We start from the raw sequence: 14,113 nt of genomic DNA, 5'->3' as shown, positions 1-14,113 counted from the left end.
CACACGCCTGTGTTGATCTTGGAGGAGCCTTGGAGTTCGACGTCACCATCGAGATCCCGAAGGGTTCGCGGAACAAGTACGAGGTCGACCACAAGACCGGTCGCATCCGTCTGGACCGCAGGCTCTTCACCTCGACCAGCTACCCCGCCGACTACGGCTTCGTCGAGGACACCCTGGGCGAGGACGGCGACCCGCTGGACGCCCTGGTCATCCTCGACGAGCCGACCTTCCCCGGCTGCCTCATCACCTGCCGCGCCATCGGCATGTTCCGGATGACCGACGAGGCCGGCGGCGACGACAAGCTGCTGTGCGTCCCGGCGTCCGACCCGCGGGTGGAGCACCTGCGCGACATCCACCACGTGTCGGAGTTCGACCGACTGGAGATCCAGCACTTCTTCGAGGTCTACAAGGACCTGGAGCCCGGCAAGTCCGTCGAGGGCGCCGACTGGGTCGGCCGCGCCGAGGCCGAGGCCGAGATCGAGGCGTCCTACAAGCGCTTCAAGGACGCCGGCGGCCACTGAGCCGGACGGGTGCCCGCGGGCCCCGTCGGTCACCGGCGCGGACGCCGGCGGCCGACGGGGCCCGCGCACGACGTACGGCGGCGCCCCGTCCGGGCCCCGGGGTCCGGACGGGGCGCCGCCGTGTGCGGGGCGCCGTGCGCCGTGTGTCGGGCGCCGTGTGTCGGGTGTCGGGCGCCGCGGGTCAGAAGCCGCGGGTGCGCTTGGCGGCGCGCCGCTGGGCCGGGTCCCCGGCACCGGGCACCCGCATGAACAGCCGGGCGATCTCGCCGCCGAGGTTCACCCCGATGGCGATGGCCAGGGCCAGGGCCGCGGCCTTGGTCAGCGAGCCGAACGCGGCGTCGGTGTCGCCCTGGGCGAAGCCGAGCAGCCCGTAGTAGATCGCGCTACCGGGCAGCAGCGGGCCGATGGCCGCCGTCAGGTACGGCAGCGCGGACGAGAAGCGGTACCGCGACAGCAGCTGTCCGAAGAGGCCGACCAGGCCGGCCGCCGCGGTGGTGCTGATCACCGGGGAGATGCCGCCCTGCAGGTGCATGGCGCCGAAGACCGCCCAGGCGACGCCGCCGTTGAGCGTGGCGGCGAGCAGCGTGCGGCGCTCCTGCTGGAGCATCACCCCGAAGGCCAGGGACAGTGTCATCGCGGCCAGCAGCTTCACCAGCGGGGACTCCGCCCCCGTCACCGCCTGCTCCGGTTTGAGGGGCGCGCCCAGCTGCACCCCGCCGTAGAGGACCAGCAGCACCCCGCACACGATGCCGACGACCAGGTAGCCGACCTCCAGCAGGCGCGCGGAGGCCGTGATGTAGAAACCGGTCAGGCCGTCCTGCACCGCCGCCACCAGCGCCCGCCCCGGGACCAGGGCGTACAGGCCGCCGGTGATCACCGCGGACCCCGGCACCCCGACGTGCGCGAGGGTCAGCGCCACGCCCATCGCGGCGGCCGGCATCGCGGCGGCCACGAACTGGTAGAACTCCGGCAGCCCGCGCCCGGCGAACAGCCAGGCCAGCCGGTCGCCGAGCATCGCGCCCACGGCGGCGGCCAGGAAGACGACCGCGATCGTGGGCCGGGCGCCCAGGACCAGCACACTGGCCGCGCCGGCGAGCAGGCCGCCCGCGGCGGTCAGCACCCAGCCCGGGTAGGGGTGGCGGTTGCGGCGGATCTCGGCGAGGCGGCCGTACGCCTCCTCCAGGGAGAGGTCGTCGCCGCTGGTGATGTCGTCGATCAGCCGGTACACGGCCGCCAGGCGCGTGTAGTCGGTGCCGCGCCGCCGCACGGTGCGGCTCGCGGTCACCGGGTCGTCCACCAGGGAGGGCTGGTAGGACATCGACAGCAGGGTGAAGGTGACGTTGGGCTCGCAGCGGGCCAGCCCGTAGGCGTGGGCGATGCCGAACATCGCCGCCTCGACGTCCTCGGCGCCCTCGCCGCCGGCCAGCAGCAGCTCCCCGATGCGCAGGGTCAGGTCCAGCACGCGCGGCACGGACGGACCGGCGCCGTCCTCCGGCTTCTCGGCCCGCTCCGGGACCGGCCGCTCGGCCACCGGCATGCGCACCAGCGCCCGCATCCGGTCCGGCCAGGGCGACTCCTTGTCGAACCGGACCAGGGGGATGCCGGTGGGCGGGGTGAAGCCCGCGGCGAAGCCGTGGTCCGCGGCCGGCGCCCTGCCGCCCGGCGGGGCGAAGGCCGACCCCTCGGGCTCCTCCGGGGCCTGCGACGGCGCGGGGACGCCCGCGGGCGGGGTGAACTCCGAGGCCGGCGCCGCCGGTTCGGGGGGCGGCGGGAGCGGGACGCCCAACGGCGGGGTGAACGCGGAGTGCGCCTCGTCGGACAGCGGCTTCCCCTCCTCGGGGGTGCTGTCCTCAAGGGCCCTGCCGGGCCGCTCGGCGCTCCGTCCGGGATCCGCCACTTCTTCGTTCTCCCTGGGTTCCTGAAAGCCTGCCCCCGCCGTGCCGCCGGCCGGGCGGGGACACGGACGGGTCGTCCTTCCCCCAACGATGCACGACCGACCCGTCGTGTGCCCCGACCTCGGGAGGACATGCCCTGAACGGGGAACGGCCGGTGCGGTCCGCCGCCCGTGGCGGCGGCCGCACCGGCCGCGGTGTGCTCGTTCCCCGTTCGCGGGGTTTCCGGGCCCCCGCGGGCCCGGGAAGCGTTCAGCGCCTGGCGTGGCGCCCGCGCTCGGTGCCGCCGGGCCGGTCGCCCGGCCCGCCCTGTCCGCCCGGCGTGCCGCCCGGCGCGGCCTTGTTGCCCTTGCTGCCCTTGCGGGCCCGCAGGAGCTCGAAGACCACCGGGAGGACGGAGACGAAGATGATGCCGATCAGGATCGCCTCGATGTGCTCGCGCACGAAGGCGATCTGCCCGAGGAAGTAGCCCAGCACCGTGACGCCCGCGCCCCACAGGACGCCGCCGACGAGGTTGTAGGTGATGAACGTGCGGTAGTTCATCCTGCTCACCCCGGCGATGATCGGGGTGAAGGTGCGCACGATCGGCACGAAGCGGGCCAGCACGATCGACTTGGCGCCGTGCCGCTCGAAGAACTCGTGCGCCTTCTCGACGTTCTCCTGCTTGAAGAACTTGGAGTCCGGGCGCCTGAACAGCGCCGGGCCCACCTTGCGGCCGAAGAGGTAGCCGACCTGGTCGCCCAGGATCGCCGCGATGACGATCAGGGTGCACACCAGCCACAGCGGCATGGTGATGTACTCCTGGCCGGCCACCAGGAGGCCGGTGGTGAACAGCAGCGAGTCACCGGGCAGGAAGAAGCCGATCAGCAGGCCCGACTCGGCGAAGACGATCGTCAGGATGCCGATCATCCCGAACGTCTGGATCAGGTAGTCGGGATCGAGCCAGCTCGGGCCCAGTGCAAGGGTGGTCACGGGTCCTGGACTCCTAGTGCGCGGTGCCGGGCAGCGCAGGGCCCGCCGGCGGGATGGTCACGGTGGTAAGGGTGTTCGCAGGAGAGAACAACCTACCAACGTCCCCGGGCGGGCCTCCGTTCCCCCTATCACGGAACCGCGAACGGGCGGGCGGGAACCGCTACAGGCGGCGCAGCGCGTTCGCCGTGATCGCGTCCCTCAGGTGGGCCGCCATACCGGGACGGACCGCCTCGTAGGTGGCGGTGAACCGCGGGTCGGCGACGTACATGTCGCCCAGGGCGACGTGCATCTCGTACGGGCAGTCGTAGAACCAGCCGCAGATGTGCAGGCGGTGCTCCTCGGCCAGGGCCGCGGCCCGCTCGCCGTCGGCCGACTCCCCCGCATCCATCAGCTCCGCGTACCTGCGGTTCCAGTCCTCGGACTCCTCCTTGATCCGCAGCCAGTCCTCCTTGGTGCGGCGGGCGGCGCGGGCCTGCGACTGCCTCCAGGCGTCGGTGCCGCCCCAGCGCCGCTCCGCCTCCCCGGCGTGCTCCTCGGGGTCGAAGTCCCCGAAGACCTCGAACTTCTCCTCGGGCGTGAGGTTGATTCCCATGCGTCTCGCCTCCATGGCGTGTTCGACGGCCTCGGCCATCTCCGTGAGCCGGGCTATGCGGCCGGTGAGCAGCTCGTGCTGCCGGCGCAGGTGCGCCACCGGGTCCGCGTCCGGGTCGTCGAGGATCGCCGCGACCTCGTCGAGGGGGAAGCCGAGCTCCCGGTAGAACAGGATCTGCTGCAGCCGGTCGAGGTCGGCGTCGTCGTACCGCCGGTGCCCGGCCGCGCTGCGGCCGCCGGGCGACAGCAGACCGATCGCGTCGTAGTGGTGCAGCGCCCGCACGGTCACCCCGGCGAACTCCGCGACCTGTCCCACCGAGTAGCCCACGGCTCCCCTCCTCCCTGCTCGGACACCGCCCGCGGCGGCGGGCCCCGGGGCCCGCAAGGGCGGCCCCCGGGCGCCGCTCCGGGCGCTTGCGCAGTCCACTGTGCGACCTCACGCGACGGCAGGTGCAAGCCCGGTGCGACACTGTGCGCGTGCTGGGAGTGAACGACCTTTCGACGTATGTGATCGGCACCGTGCTGATCGTCCTGCTACCGGGCCCCAACTCGCTGTACGCCCTGTCCGTGGCGGCCCGCGGCGGCGTCCGCGCCGGCTACCGGGCGGCGTTCGGCGTGCTGTGCGGCGACACCGTGCTGATGACCCTGGCCGCGGCCGGGGCCGCCTCGCTGCTCCAGACCAACGCGATGCTGTTCGCCGTGGTCAAGTACGCGGGCGCGGCCTACCTGGCGTGGATCGCGATCGGCATGCTGCGCTCCGCCGCCACCATGTGGCGCGCCCGCCACGAACCGGCCGGGGCCGTCGCGGAGGCGGCGGCCGACGCGGCCGCGGACGCCTCGGGCACGGCGGCCGCCACCGGGCCGGGGGCCGCCGTCCCGGGCGAGCGGCCGTTCCGCAAGGCGCTGACCATCAGCCTGCTCAACCCGAAGGCGATCCTGTTCGTCATCTCCTTCTTCGTGCAGTTCGTGGACCCGGCCTACCCGCACCAGGCACTGTCGTTCCTGCTGCTCGGCGGCATCCTGCAGTTCTTCAGCTTCTGCTACCTGAGCACGCTGATCCTGGCCGGCACCTACCTGGCCGCCCAGTTCCGCCGCCGACGCCGCCTGTCGGCCGGCCTCACCTCCGGCGCGGGCGCCCTCTTCCTCGGCTTCGCCGCCAAGCTGTCCGTCGCCTCGGCCGGCTGAACGACGGCGGGGGCGGGACACCGGTGCATCCGGTGTCCCGCCCCCGCCGTGCCGCGTCGGGCCGTATCGTGCGGCGCTGTGCCGTGCCGTGCGGCCTCAGGCGCCGCCGGCCCCTGCCTGCTGCTCCCGCGTGAAACCGACGAACGCCGCCCACTCCTCGGGCGAGAACGACAGCACCGGACCGCCCCGGTCCTTCGAGTCCCGTACGTGCACCGTCCCCGGACACGCAGCGACCTCGACGCATTCGCCGCCTTCGCTGCCGCTGTGGCTGCTCTTGCGCCACTCGACCGCGACCTCGACGCAATCACCGCCCTGGCTACCGCTGTAGCTGCTCTTGAACCACGCAAGATCAGCGGTACCGCGTTCGATCTGCTCGGTGCTCATAGCTCCCCTGCCAGACACTCGATGAGACGTGCGGAGTCCTCTGTCGTGAGGGCTTGCGTGCGGATGATTCCATACCGCCGCTCAAGAACGCTGACTTCCGTCTCCTTGGTGACGAAGGTGCTTACGCCCTGCCCTTCCACATATCCCAGCCTGCGCGCCTCGGGCGTCTCCAACAAGGTCATCGGACCGTCGAACCCTGCGTGTGCCTCACACCCCATCGGCATGACCTGAATTGTTACGTTCCGCATCGCCATGCACTTCAGCAACCGATGCAGTTGTGACTTCAGGACCCCTTTTCCGCCGATGGGACGGCGGAGCACCCATTCCTCGACAACGAACCCCACGGTGGGTGCGGGTTTGCGAGTCAGCAGTACCTGCCGCTCAAGGCGAGCCAGGACGCTGCTTTCAACCTCTTCGTCGTCCAGGGCAGGGCAATGAGCGGAGAAGACGGCTCGTGCGTATTCCTCCGTCTGGAGAAGCCCTGGCACCACATGGGTGTCGTACTTGTACAGGCTGACGGCGTTTGCCTCCGTCTCCACGTACTCGATGAACCACGGCGGGTACCGGTCCTGGCGCAGGAACGGGGTTGCGGCGATGAGGACGCCCTGGGCCCGGAGGGCCTTGTCGACCCTCTCGACGTAGTCGGGTCTCGGCTTGCGTTCGCCGCGCTCGACCATGCGGACCAGGGACTCCGAGTAGCCGATGTGCCCGGCCAGTTCGGCCTGGGTCATGCCCAGCCGCTCGCGCAGTGCGCGCGACTGCATTCCGAAGATGGCCAGGCCGACCGACCTGCCGTCGTGATCCCGCATTTCTTCCGTCTCCCCCTTCGCCGGGCGTTCCCGTCGCGTCGGCCGCACGGACGGCGCCGACCGCACGGGCCGCACACGGGTGACGCGCCACCGCACGCCCGTCCCGTACCTCCTTGTGCGCTGGTCAGGCTAGGTCCGGCGGGGAATGGTAAGAAGCGTGAATCGTGAAACACGACCCGATGTGATGACCCGACAGCTTTTCTCCCGTCCTGAGTGGGTGCCGGAGAAGGGGCACTGTCTGCGTCGTACCGGGGTGCACTTCGACGCCGTGTGCGTGTCGGGCCCGGTGGCCGAGGAGGCCGCGGACGCGCTGGCCGGGATGTCCGGCGGCGAGCCGGGGCCCGTCGTGCGGGAGACCCGGGAGGCCGGGCGGCTGTACTTCCTCCTGCCGCCCGGCACGACCTGCGCCCGCCGCTGGCCGCCGGGGGCGGTGCGGCTCGGCGGCAGGACGGGGGTCGGCTACGTCGGCGTGCCGGCCCTCGACGGCCGGACGTGGCCGCTGTCGTGGCGTTCCGCACCAACGCCGCGCGCGCCCTTCGTCGACCCGGCACTGCTGCACACCGTGCTGTGCGAGGCGCTGCACAGTCCGGAGGGCCGTCGGTGAGGGGAGGAGGGGAGCGCGTTCCCGTCGCGGCCCGGCGCGCCGCCGTACTCGGGCGGGACGGCTACTGGTGCGAGTGCGCGGCCGTCCCGCTGGGCCCGTGCCGGGCGGTGCTGCTGGCCGGGTACCGGGCGCGGTCGCCCCAGCTGGCGCTGCGGTGGATGCGCATCCAGGCGCGGCGGCTGGCCGCCCGGCTCACCCCGGAGCCGGGCGCCCCGTGGCTGCGCGGCGCGCCGCTGCACGCGGCGCCGGCCGCCGGGCCGGGTTCCTCGCCGTCCCCCGACCCGGCGTCGGTGCTGCGCACCTGGCAGGAGGACGGGGACGAGCAGGCCAGGGCCCTGGACGAGGTGTCCGCCGGAGGGCTCTACCTCCTCCCGGTGCCGGACGACGACGTGCTCTACACCCTGTCCGCGCGCCCACTGCTGCCTGTCCGCCCGTTCGACTGGACTCCGATCGACTCCCGCGCGGACCTTTCACGCACAAGCCGTTGAGGGCCGGCACCACTCGCTTCCCTACCGTTTGCCCGCCAATAGGATAATCCGCCCTGCGTGCCGCATTGCGGGCTGCACCACGGCAGGACGGTGACTGCACCCGGGAACGGGGCCGTCACCCATGGGAGGTTTCTACGTATTTCCCTGTAGTGGCGTTGATAAGGACGGTGATGGTGACGGTCTCGCTCGGGGATTCATTCTCGGGAGGCGCGGGGACCGCGTAGTCGACTGCCCAGCGCGTTTCCCACTTCCCCTGCCGGTTCTTCTCGACGAGCAGCTCCGTCCCGGTGATTTTCTGGCCCCGGGTGTGCTCTTCGGCAACCTGAACTGCTTCTTCCTTGTCGAGCTTCACCGCGGGGATCCCGGCCGGGGGCTTCTGGTCCCGGACCAGGAACGTGGAGATCTTGCCGTCGGGCTCGACGATGACGTCCATGCGCAGTGGCATCAAGACACCGTCGATGCGCTGGCGCCAGGCGACGGTGCGGCTCCGAGCATCATCGGCGGTCGGGTGGACGGTCGTTCTGCCGTCTTTCAGGATCCGGGGGAAGTGGGTGCGGACGAAGGCGGTGGCTTGGCGCACGGCGTCCTGATCGGTGGTGACCTTCCGCTCCGGGACTCCAGGGAGCGCGGCGGGGGTGCTGGCCCACCAGCTGATCCGTTCCTGGTCGGGCCAGGAGAGCTGCAGGAAACTGTTCTTGAGGGTGATCATCAGATCACCTGAGCCCGGCTGGGGGCCCTCGGTGTACTGGACGGCGGTGATGGCCGCGTCCTCGCCCAGAAAGGTGCGGACCGTCTTCTCGGCGACCTGCTGCTGGGCGCTGCTGGGGCGGGTGAGTTCGCCCACCTCGGCAAAGACCGGGGTGACGGTGGCCACGGCGGCCAGGGTCAGCACTGCGCCGCCGATGGCGAGCACGGTGCCGCTGCGGGCCAGGTCGGTCCGGCTGAACACCGGGGTGGGCTCGGTCGTCTTCGGCGCGCGGCGGCTGTGGAGCCGGTGCAGCGTGGCGGCCAGGCCGACGCCGATGGCGGCGCCGAGGGTGTTGGCGACCACGTCCTCGGATGTGCAGGCGCGGCCGGTGTGGGGGGTGAGCGCCTGGAGGAGTTCGGTGGTGCCGGAGAGCAGGATGCTGCCGGCCAGGGGGAGGGCGTGGCGGCGGAAGGTGGTGGCGGCGAAGAAGGCCACGGGGATGAACATGATGATGTTCATCCATCCCTGTTGGCCGGTCAGCGGAGTGAGCAGATCGCGATTGAGGGTGCACACGCCCGGGGCTCCGGCGCCGGGGTGCATGGGATAGAAGGTGGCGGTGAGCTCCGCGGCCAGAGCCAGGCCGAGCAGCACCGCGGGGCCCCGGGGCAGGACCAGGCGCCGCGCCAGGAAGAACATGCCGGCGGCCAGGGCCAGGCCCAGCAGGAAGAAGACGGGGAGGAGCCAGGGATGGGATTGGACGATGGCGCGGATCACGGATACCTCGACGACGGTGAGCGGCGGACGACGGTACGGAGCCAGAGACGGGGACGGGCCGCACACAGTTGCGTGCGGCCCGACCCCTCCCGGGATTCAGCAGGAGCTGACCGCCGGAGTCGCGAATTAATCGAGGAGTTGCTCCAGGAGCACGAGGCACAGGCGGGCCCAATCCCCCAGGAGATGCTCGACCATGCGGTACGGGTATTCCGGACCGCCGAGGCTCTGGCGGACCTTGAGTCCGGCTGACTTCCACACGCCTGCGGATCCATTGCGCGGACGCGCCGTCAGATCACGACTTGGCTACCGAATGTCCTTGTTTTGCTATGGATTTCGGGTGGGCCCGAGAAAGCCCAGTAGCGTGCATCCGTTCGAATCACTGTGATCTTCGAGGAAGCACCATGACCGTTCCCCCTCCCGCCACCGGCCCGGCCCCCGACGGCCAGCAGGTCCCCCCGCTCGCCGGTGCCTTCGGGCCCCCGGTGCCGCCCCCGGCCCCGGAGCAGCCGAAGAAGAAGGGGATCGGCAGGAAGATCCTCAGCTTCGTGGTCCTGATCGTCGTGGCGACCGCGGTGAAGTTCGGCATCTCCTACTTCTTCAACGCTCCCGTGCACGCCGAGGCCGGGGACTGCGTGCGGGTGACCGGGAGCGAGAACAGCCCCGACGTCGAGACCAAGGAGTGCGGCGACAAGGACGCCAACTACAAGGTGGTCAAGGTCGTCGACGACACCTTCGACCTGAACGCCTGCGCCAACGTCTCCGACACGGCCCTGGCCCAGCAGTGGGACCGGGAGAAGTTCGTCCTCTGCCTCACCTCGATCAGCTGAGGGAGCACAGGGCACCGCACGACAGAGACAGTCGTGGCGGCAAAGCGTAGAAAACCCGAGCGTTTTGTCCGTTTTCCTTTGCGGTTTGCCGCCCCGGTTCGCCCGGCTCGCAGGGCAGGTGGATGACGGCCTCCCGGGGCGCCACGCCGACCGGCTGCGGGCTCCGGGACCGGCCGTACAACGGTCATCGCTGTCCGGATCCGCCCGCCCTCAGATCTTGTCCGACTCGCCCCGGGAAGTGCGGGTAGGGCAAGTGGCATGAGCACGAAGGACGGAGAGACCAAGGGGACGGTGTTCGTCGCGCTGGGGGCGAACCTGGTGATCGCGGCGGCCAAGGCCGTGGGCGGGCTGGTGACCGGCTCGCCCGCCCTGCTGTCGGAGAGCGCCCACTCGGTGGCGGACAGCCTCAACGAGGTCTTCCTCCTCGCCGCGCTGCGGCGCAGCCGCCGCAGGCCGGACGCCAAGCACCCGTTCGGCTACGGCAAGGAGCGTTTCTTCTGGTCGCTGCTGGCGGCCGTCGGCATCTTCGTCATGGGCGGCTGCTTCTCCTTCTACCAGGGCCTGCACGCGCTGACCTCCGGCGAGTCGGAGAGCGGCGGCACCGGCGGGTACGCGGTGGCGGTGGCCGTGCTGGTGGTGGCGCTGCTGGCGGAGGGCACGTCGCTGGCCAAGGCGCTGGTGCAGGTACGCGGCGACGCCCGGCGGGCGGGCCGCGGCTTCCGCGCCGAACTGCGCGCGGGGGACGACCCCGCCCTGCGGACCGTGGTCGCCGAGGACGGCACGGCGGTGCTCGGCGTGCTGCTGGCCCTGACAGGCATCGGCCTGCACCTGGCGACCGGCGAGCTGTACTGGGAGGCCGCGGCGTCGATCGGCATCGCGCTGCTGCTGATGTACGTCGCCTACCGGCTGGGCCGGGAGACCCGGGACGTGCTGGTCGGCACGGCGACCTCGCCGGAGCTCCAGCAGCAGGCACGCGACCTGCTGGAGGAGCAGCCCGAGGTCGACACGGTGACCCACCTGCTCACCATGCGCCTGGGCACGGACTCCACGCTGCTGGCCGCCCGGGTGGACCTGGTGGAGGGCGTGGCCGGGGAGGATGTCGAGGAGGCGTCGGACCGGGTGAAGCGGCAGATCTCCGAGGCGTGCCCGGAGTTCGACCAGGTCTTCCTGGACATCACCCGCGCCTCCGCCGCCGACCGCCGGCGGGCCGCCCGGGACCGCGCCGAACTGGACCGGGCCGTCGCCGCCCGGGAGCAGGCGTGACGGCCGCCCGGGAGCAGGCGTGACGGCGGTCCGGGAAGGGCGCGAGGCCCGGTTCCTCCGCGGAACCCCTCGGCAGGGAGCGGACGGCGGCTCGGGTCACAGGTGGGGCCGGCGGGCGGGGCGGTGCCGTTCGTAGGCGCGGCGGGCGTCGGCCGCCGCGCGCCGCGTGGCGGTCTCGGCGACCGGCACGTCCCACCACGCCTGGGCGCCGGGACCGGACTGCGCCGGGTCGGTCTCGACGTACACGCAGGTGGGGCGGGTGGAGGCGCGGGCCGCGGCCAGCGCCTCGCGCAGTTCGCGGACGGTTCCGGCGCGGATCAGGTCCATGCCGAGACTGGCGGCGTTGGCGCCGAGGTCGACGGGGAGCGGGGCGCCGGTGTAGGTGCCGTCGGCGGCGCGGTGGCGGTAGGCGGTGCCGAAGCGTTCGGCGCCGACGGCCTCGGACAGGCCGCCGATGGAGGCGTAGCCGTGGTTCTGCACCAGCACCAGGTTGATGCCGACGCCTTCCTGCACGGCGGTGACGATCTCGGTCGGCATCATCAGGTAGGTGCCGTCGCCGACCAGGCACCACACCGGGGTGCCCGGGGCGGCCAGGCCCACGCCGATGCCGGCCGGGATCTCGTAGCCCATGCAGGAGTAGCCGTACTCCACGTGGTACTGGCGCGGGGAGCGGGCCCGCCACAGCCGGTGCAGGTCGCCGGGGAGCGACCCGGCGGCGTTGACCACCACGTCCTCGTCGCCGACGACGGACTGCAGCGCGCCGACCACCTGGGCCTGCGTGGGGCGGGCGTCCTCGTCGGCGGCCGCGTACGCCGCGTCGACGACGGCCTCCCACGCCCTCTTCCCGGCCGTGTACTCGGCGACGTAGGCGTCGTCGACGCGGTAGCCGGAGGCCCCGCCGCCGTCACCGTCACCGTCTCCGCCGCCGTCTCCGCCGCCGTCTCCGCCGCCGGTGAGTGCGGCGGTGAGCGCCTCCAGGCCGGCGCGGGCGTCGGCCAGGACGGTGGCGGCGCCGAGCTTGTGGACGTCGGCGGCCTCGAGGCCGATGTTGAGGAACCGCACGCCGGGGCGGGCGAACAGGGTGCCGGACGCGGTGGTGAAGTCGGTCCAGCGGGTGCCGACGCCGATCACCAGGTCGGCGGTGCGGGCGATGTCGTCGGCGGCCGCCGTGCCGGTGTGGCCGATGCCGCCCAGGTCGGCCGGGTGGTCGTGGCGCAGCGAGCCCTTGCCGGCCTGGGTGGAGGCGACGGGGATGCCGGTCGCGTCGGCGAGGGCCTTCAACGCCCCCTCGGCCTCGCTGTGGTGGATGCCGCCCCCGGCCACCAGCAGCGGGCGGCGCGCGGCACGGACCGCGCGGACCGCCCCGTCCAGCTCCTCCGGGTCGGGGGCGGGGCGGCGCACGTGCCAGGTCCGCTCACGGAAGAACTCCTCGGGCCAGTCGTGCGCCTCGGTCTGCACGTCCTGGGGCAGGGCGAGGGTGACGGCGCCGGTGGCGGCCGGGTCCGACAGCACCCGGGCGGCGGCGAGCGCGGCCGGGACGAGCGCCTCGGGGCGCGTGACTCGGTCGAAGTACCGGGAGACCGGGCGCAGGGCGTCGTTGACGGAGACGTCGCCCGCCCAGGGGACCTCCAGCTGCTGCAGGACCGGGTCGGCGGGGCGGCCGGCGAAGGTGTCGCCGGGCAGCAGCAGGACCGGGATGCGGTTGATCGTGGCCAGCGCGGCGCCGGTGACCAGGTTGGTGGCGCCGGGGCCGACGGAGGTGGTGACGGCCTGCGCGGACAGGCGGTTGCGGTGCCGGGCGTGGGCGACCGCGGCGTGCACCATCGCCTGCTCGTTGCGGCCCTGCACGAAGGGCATGGAGTCGGTCTCCAGCAGCGCCTGCCCGATCCCGGCGACGTTGCCGTGGCCGAAGATGCCCCAGCAGGCCGAGACCAGGCGGTGCCGGACGCCGTCGCGCTCGGTGTACTGGCGGGACAGGAAGCGCACGAGGGCCTGGGCGACGGTCAGCCGCACGGTCCCGGGCCGGGCCGCCGGTTCCCGGGACGGCGGCCGCGGCTGCGGCTGCGGGGTGGAGGGGCGGTCGTTCATGCGGGTCGCTCCTCGGCGGTCCGGTCCCCGGTCGGGGCCGGGGCGGTGTACAGCGGCAGGCGGGGGTCGACGGGCTGCCCGTCCCAGGTGCCGCGGATCCAGGCGTGGTCGGGGTGGTCGCGGATCAGCCAGGCGCGGTCGGGGCCCGGGCCCGCCATGACGTTGAGGTAGTACATGTCGTGGCCGGGCGCGGCGATCGACGGCCCGTGCCAGCCGTCGGGGACCAGGACGACGTCGCCGCCGCGCACCTCGGCGAGCAGGTCGCTGTTCCGGCCGCGGCCCGAGGGGGAGACCCGCTGGTAGCCGAAGCCGCCCGACCCGGCCCCGCCGTCCGGGCCGGTACCGCCGCCCGGGCCGGTACCGCCGCCCGGGCCGGCGATCTCGAAGTAGTAGATCTCCTCCAGTTGGGACTCGGCGCCGGGGTTCTCCTCGTCGTGCTTGTGGGGCGGGTGGGAGGACCAGTTGCCGCCGGGGGTGAGGACCTCGACCGCCATCAGCCGGTCGGCCTCGAAGACACCGGCCGCGCCGAAGTTGTTGACCTGGCGGCTGCAACTGCCGGCGCCCCGCAGCTCCACCGGCACTGCGGAGGCGGGGACGTGACGGGCCGGCAGGCTCCGGGTGCAGCGGGCCCCGGCGAGGGCGAACCGTCCGCCGGCCGTGCCGGTGACGGTCGCCGCGGCGCGGCGGGGGAGGTAGGCGAAGTCGGTGACGCCCTCGAACACGCTTCTCCGTCCGGCCAGTTCGAAGGTGTTCCCGTCGACGGTGACCGTGCAGGACCCGGACAGCGGCAGCACGATCCACTCGCTGTCCCCGGTGTGCAGGGAGTGGGCCGCCCCGGCGGGCAGGTCGAGGACGCGCAGACTGCAGTAGTCCCAACCGGCCTGTTCGGGGCCGACGTCGACGGTGTGGTGGCCGTGGCCCGTGCTGCCGGCCGGCAGGTGCAGGCCGCTGGTGTTCGTGGGGGGCACGCGGTGGCTCGCTTTCGCTCGGGACGGACGGACGGGGCGGGCGGAGCAGGGCGGGACGG

The 14,113-nt window shown here is 72.8% G+C and carries 14 protein-coding genes; 6 read left to right on the top strand and 8 right to left on the bottom strand.

Annotated elements, in window-relative coordinates; all coding sequences use genetic code 11:
* Positions 1–29: 29 nt before the first annotated feature.
* On the top strand, positions 30–521 hold the full coding sequence (locus GQS52_RS14000; protein ID WP_182313762.1) for an inorganic diphosphatase: 492 nt from the start codon (positions 30–32) through the stop codon (positions 519–521).
* Between the two features lie 181 nt (positions 522–702).
* Here GQS52_RS14000 and GQS52_RS13995 read toward each other — a convergent pair whose 3' ends face one another.
* The 3 genes from GQS52_RS13995 to GQS52_RS13985 form a co-directional block, all read right to left on the bottom strand.
* The gene (locus tag GQS52_RS13995; protein WP_259371119.1) at positions 703–2,343 is read right to left on the bottom strand and encodes a threonine/serine exporter family protein; all 1,641 of its coding nucleotides are present in this window, start codon (positions 2,341–2,343) and stop codon (positions 703–705) included.
* 322 nt (positions 2,344–2,665) lie between these two features.
* Positions 2,666–3,385: a VTT domain-containing protein gene (locus GQS52_RS13990; RefSeq protein WP_182313760.1), complete on the bottom strand. Its 720-nt coding sequence runs from the start codon at positions 3,383–3,385 to the stop codon at positions 2,666–2,668.
* 160 nt (positions 3,386–3,545) lie between these two features.
* Positions 3,546–4,304, bottom strand: a complete 759-nt coding sequence (locus GQS52_RS13985; RefSeq protein ID WP_182313759.1) for a MerR family transcriptional regulator — start codon at positions 4,302–4,304, stop codon at positions 3,546–3,548.
* A gap of 149 nt (positions 4,305–4,453) precedes the next feature.
* On the opposite strand from GQS52_RS13985, the gene leuE reads away from it, so the two are divergent.
* Positions 4,454–5,161 (top strand): leucine efflux protein LeuE, encoded by a 708-nt coding sequence (leuE, locus tag GQS52_RS13980; RefSeq protein ID WP_182313758.1) that lies wholly within the window; start codon positions 4,454–4,456, stop codon positions 5,159–5,161.
* Between the two features lie 96 nt (positions 5,162–5,257).
* On the opposite strand, the gene GQS52_RS13975 is transcribed toward leuE, so the two are convergent.
* Together GQS52_RS13975 and GQS52_RS13970 are read right to left on the bottom strand one after the other, a co-directional pair.
* Positions 5,258–5,545: a DUF397 domain-containing protein gene (locus GQS52_RS13975; RefSeq protein ID WP_182313757.1), complete on the bottom strand. Its 288-nt coding sequence runs from the start codon at positions 5,543–5,545 to the stop codon at positions 5,258–5,260.
* Positions 5,542–6,354, bottom strand: coding sequence for a helix-turn-helix transcriptional regulator (locus GQS52_RS13970; protein WP_259370770.1), 813 nt, complete (start codon positions 6,352–6,354; stop codon positions 5,542–5,544). Before GQS52_RS13970 ends, GQS52_RS13975 begins: the two co-directional genes overlap by 4 nt.
* 184 nt (positions 6,355–6,538) lie before the next feature.
* On the opposite strand from GQS52_RS13970, the gene GQS52_RS13965 reads away from it, so the two are divergent.
* Both GQS52_RS13965 and GQS52_RS13960 read left to right on the top strand, forming a co-directional pair.
* The gene (locus GQS52_RS13965; RefSeq protein ID WP_182313756.1) at positions 6,539–6,958 is read left to right on the top strand and encodes a hypothetical protein; all 420 of its coding nucleotides are present in this window, start codon (positions 6,539–6,541) and stop codon (positions 6,956–6,958) included.
* Entirely contained in the window at positions 6,955–7,446 is a 492-nt protein-coding gene (locus GQS52_RS13960) for a hypothetical protein (protein WP_182313755.1), read from the top strand. The genes GQS52_RS13965 and GQS52_RS13960 overlap by 4 nt, the downstream gene beginning before the upstream one ends.
* A gap of 115 nt (positions 7,447–7,561) precedes the next feature.
* Here GQS52_RS13960 and GQS52_RS13955 read toward each other — a convergent pair whose 3' ends face one another.
* A complete protein-coding gene (locus tag GQS52_RS13955; protein ID WP_182313754.1) occupies positions 7,562–8,908 on the bottom strand; it encodes a VanZ family protein in 1,347 nt (448 codons plus the stop codon).
* A gap of 401 nt (positions 8,909–9,309) precedes the next feature.
* Here GQS52_RS13955 and GQS52_RS13950 point away from each other — a divergent pair, with 401 nt between their 5' ends.
* Together GQS52_RS13950 and GQS52_RS13945 are read left to right on the top strand one after the other, a co-directional pair.
* The gene (locus GQS52_RS13950; RefSeq protein WP_182313753.1) at positions 9,310–9,735 is read left to right on the top strand and encodes a hypothetical protein; all 426 of its coding nucleotides are present in this window, start codon (positions 9,310–9,312) and stop codon (positions 9,733–9,735) included.
* 258 nt (positions 9,736–9,993) lie between these two features.
* A complete protein-coding gene (locus GQS52_RS13945) occupies positions 9,994–10,998 on the top strand; it encodes a cation diffusion facilitator family transporter (RefSeq protein WP_182313752.1) in 1,005 nt (334 codons plus the stop codon).
* Between the two features lie 96 nt (positions 10,999–11,094).
* On the opposite strand, the gene iolD is transcribed toward GQS52_RS13945, so the two are convergent.
* Both iolD and iolB read right to left on the bottom strand, forming a co-directional pair.
* A complete protein-coding gene (gene iolD / locus GQS52_RS13940) occupies positions 11,095–13,086 on the bottom strand; it encodes a 3D-(3,5/4)-trihydroxycyclohexane-1,2-dione acylhydrolase (decyclizing) (protein ID WP_182313751.1) in 1,992 nt (663 codons plus the stop codon).
* Positions 13,083–14,054: a 5-deoxy-glucuronate isomerase gene (gene iolB / locus GQS52_RS13935; RefSeq protein WP_182313750.1), complete on the bottom strand. Its 972-nt coding sequence runs from the start codon at positions 14,052–14,054 to the stop codon at positions 13,083–13,085. Before iolB ends, iolD begins: the two co-directional genes overlap by 4 nt.
* Positions 14,055–14,113 lie beyond the last annotated feature (59 nt).

This window comes from Streptomyces sp. SCUT-3, from assembly GCF_014083985.1.
Lineage (GTDB): Bacteria > Actinomycetota > Actinomycetes > Streptomycetales > Streptomycetaceae > Streptomyces_H > Streptomyces_H thermolineatus.
This window is presented reverse-complemented; position numbering and strand designations above follow the sequence as displayed.

Excerpts from the sequence above, each read along its gene's own strand:
- GQS52_RS13975 (WP_182313757.1), bottom strand. The coding sequence starts at position 5,545 with ATGAGCACCGAGCAGATCGAACGCGGTACCGCTGATCTTGCGTGGTTC.
- GQS52_RS13950 (WP_182313753.1), top strand. The coding sequence starts at position 9,310 with ATGACCGTTCCCCCTCCCGCCACCGGCCCGGCCCCCGACGGCCAGCAG.
- iolD (WP_182313751.1), bottom strand. The coding sequence starts at position 13,086 with ATGAACGACCGCCCCTCCACCCCGCAGCCGCAGCCGCGGCCGCCGTCC.
- GQS52_RS13945 (WP_182313752.1), top strand. The coding sequence starts at position 9,994 with ATGAGCACGAAGGACGGAGAGACCAAGGGGACGGTGTTCGTCGCGCTG.
- GQS52_RS13970 (WP_259370770.1), bottom strand. The coding sequence starts at position 6,354 with ATGCGGGATCACGACGGCAGGTCGGTCGGCCTGGCCATCTTCGGAATG.
- GQS52_RS13965 (WP_182313756.1), top strand. The coding sequence starts at position 6,539 with ATGACCCGACAGCTTTTCTCCCGTCCTGAGTGGGTGCCGGAGAAGGGG.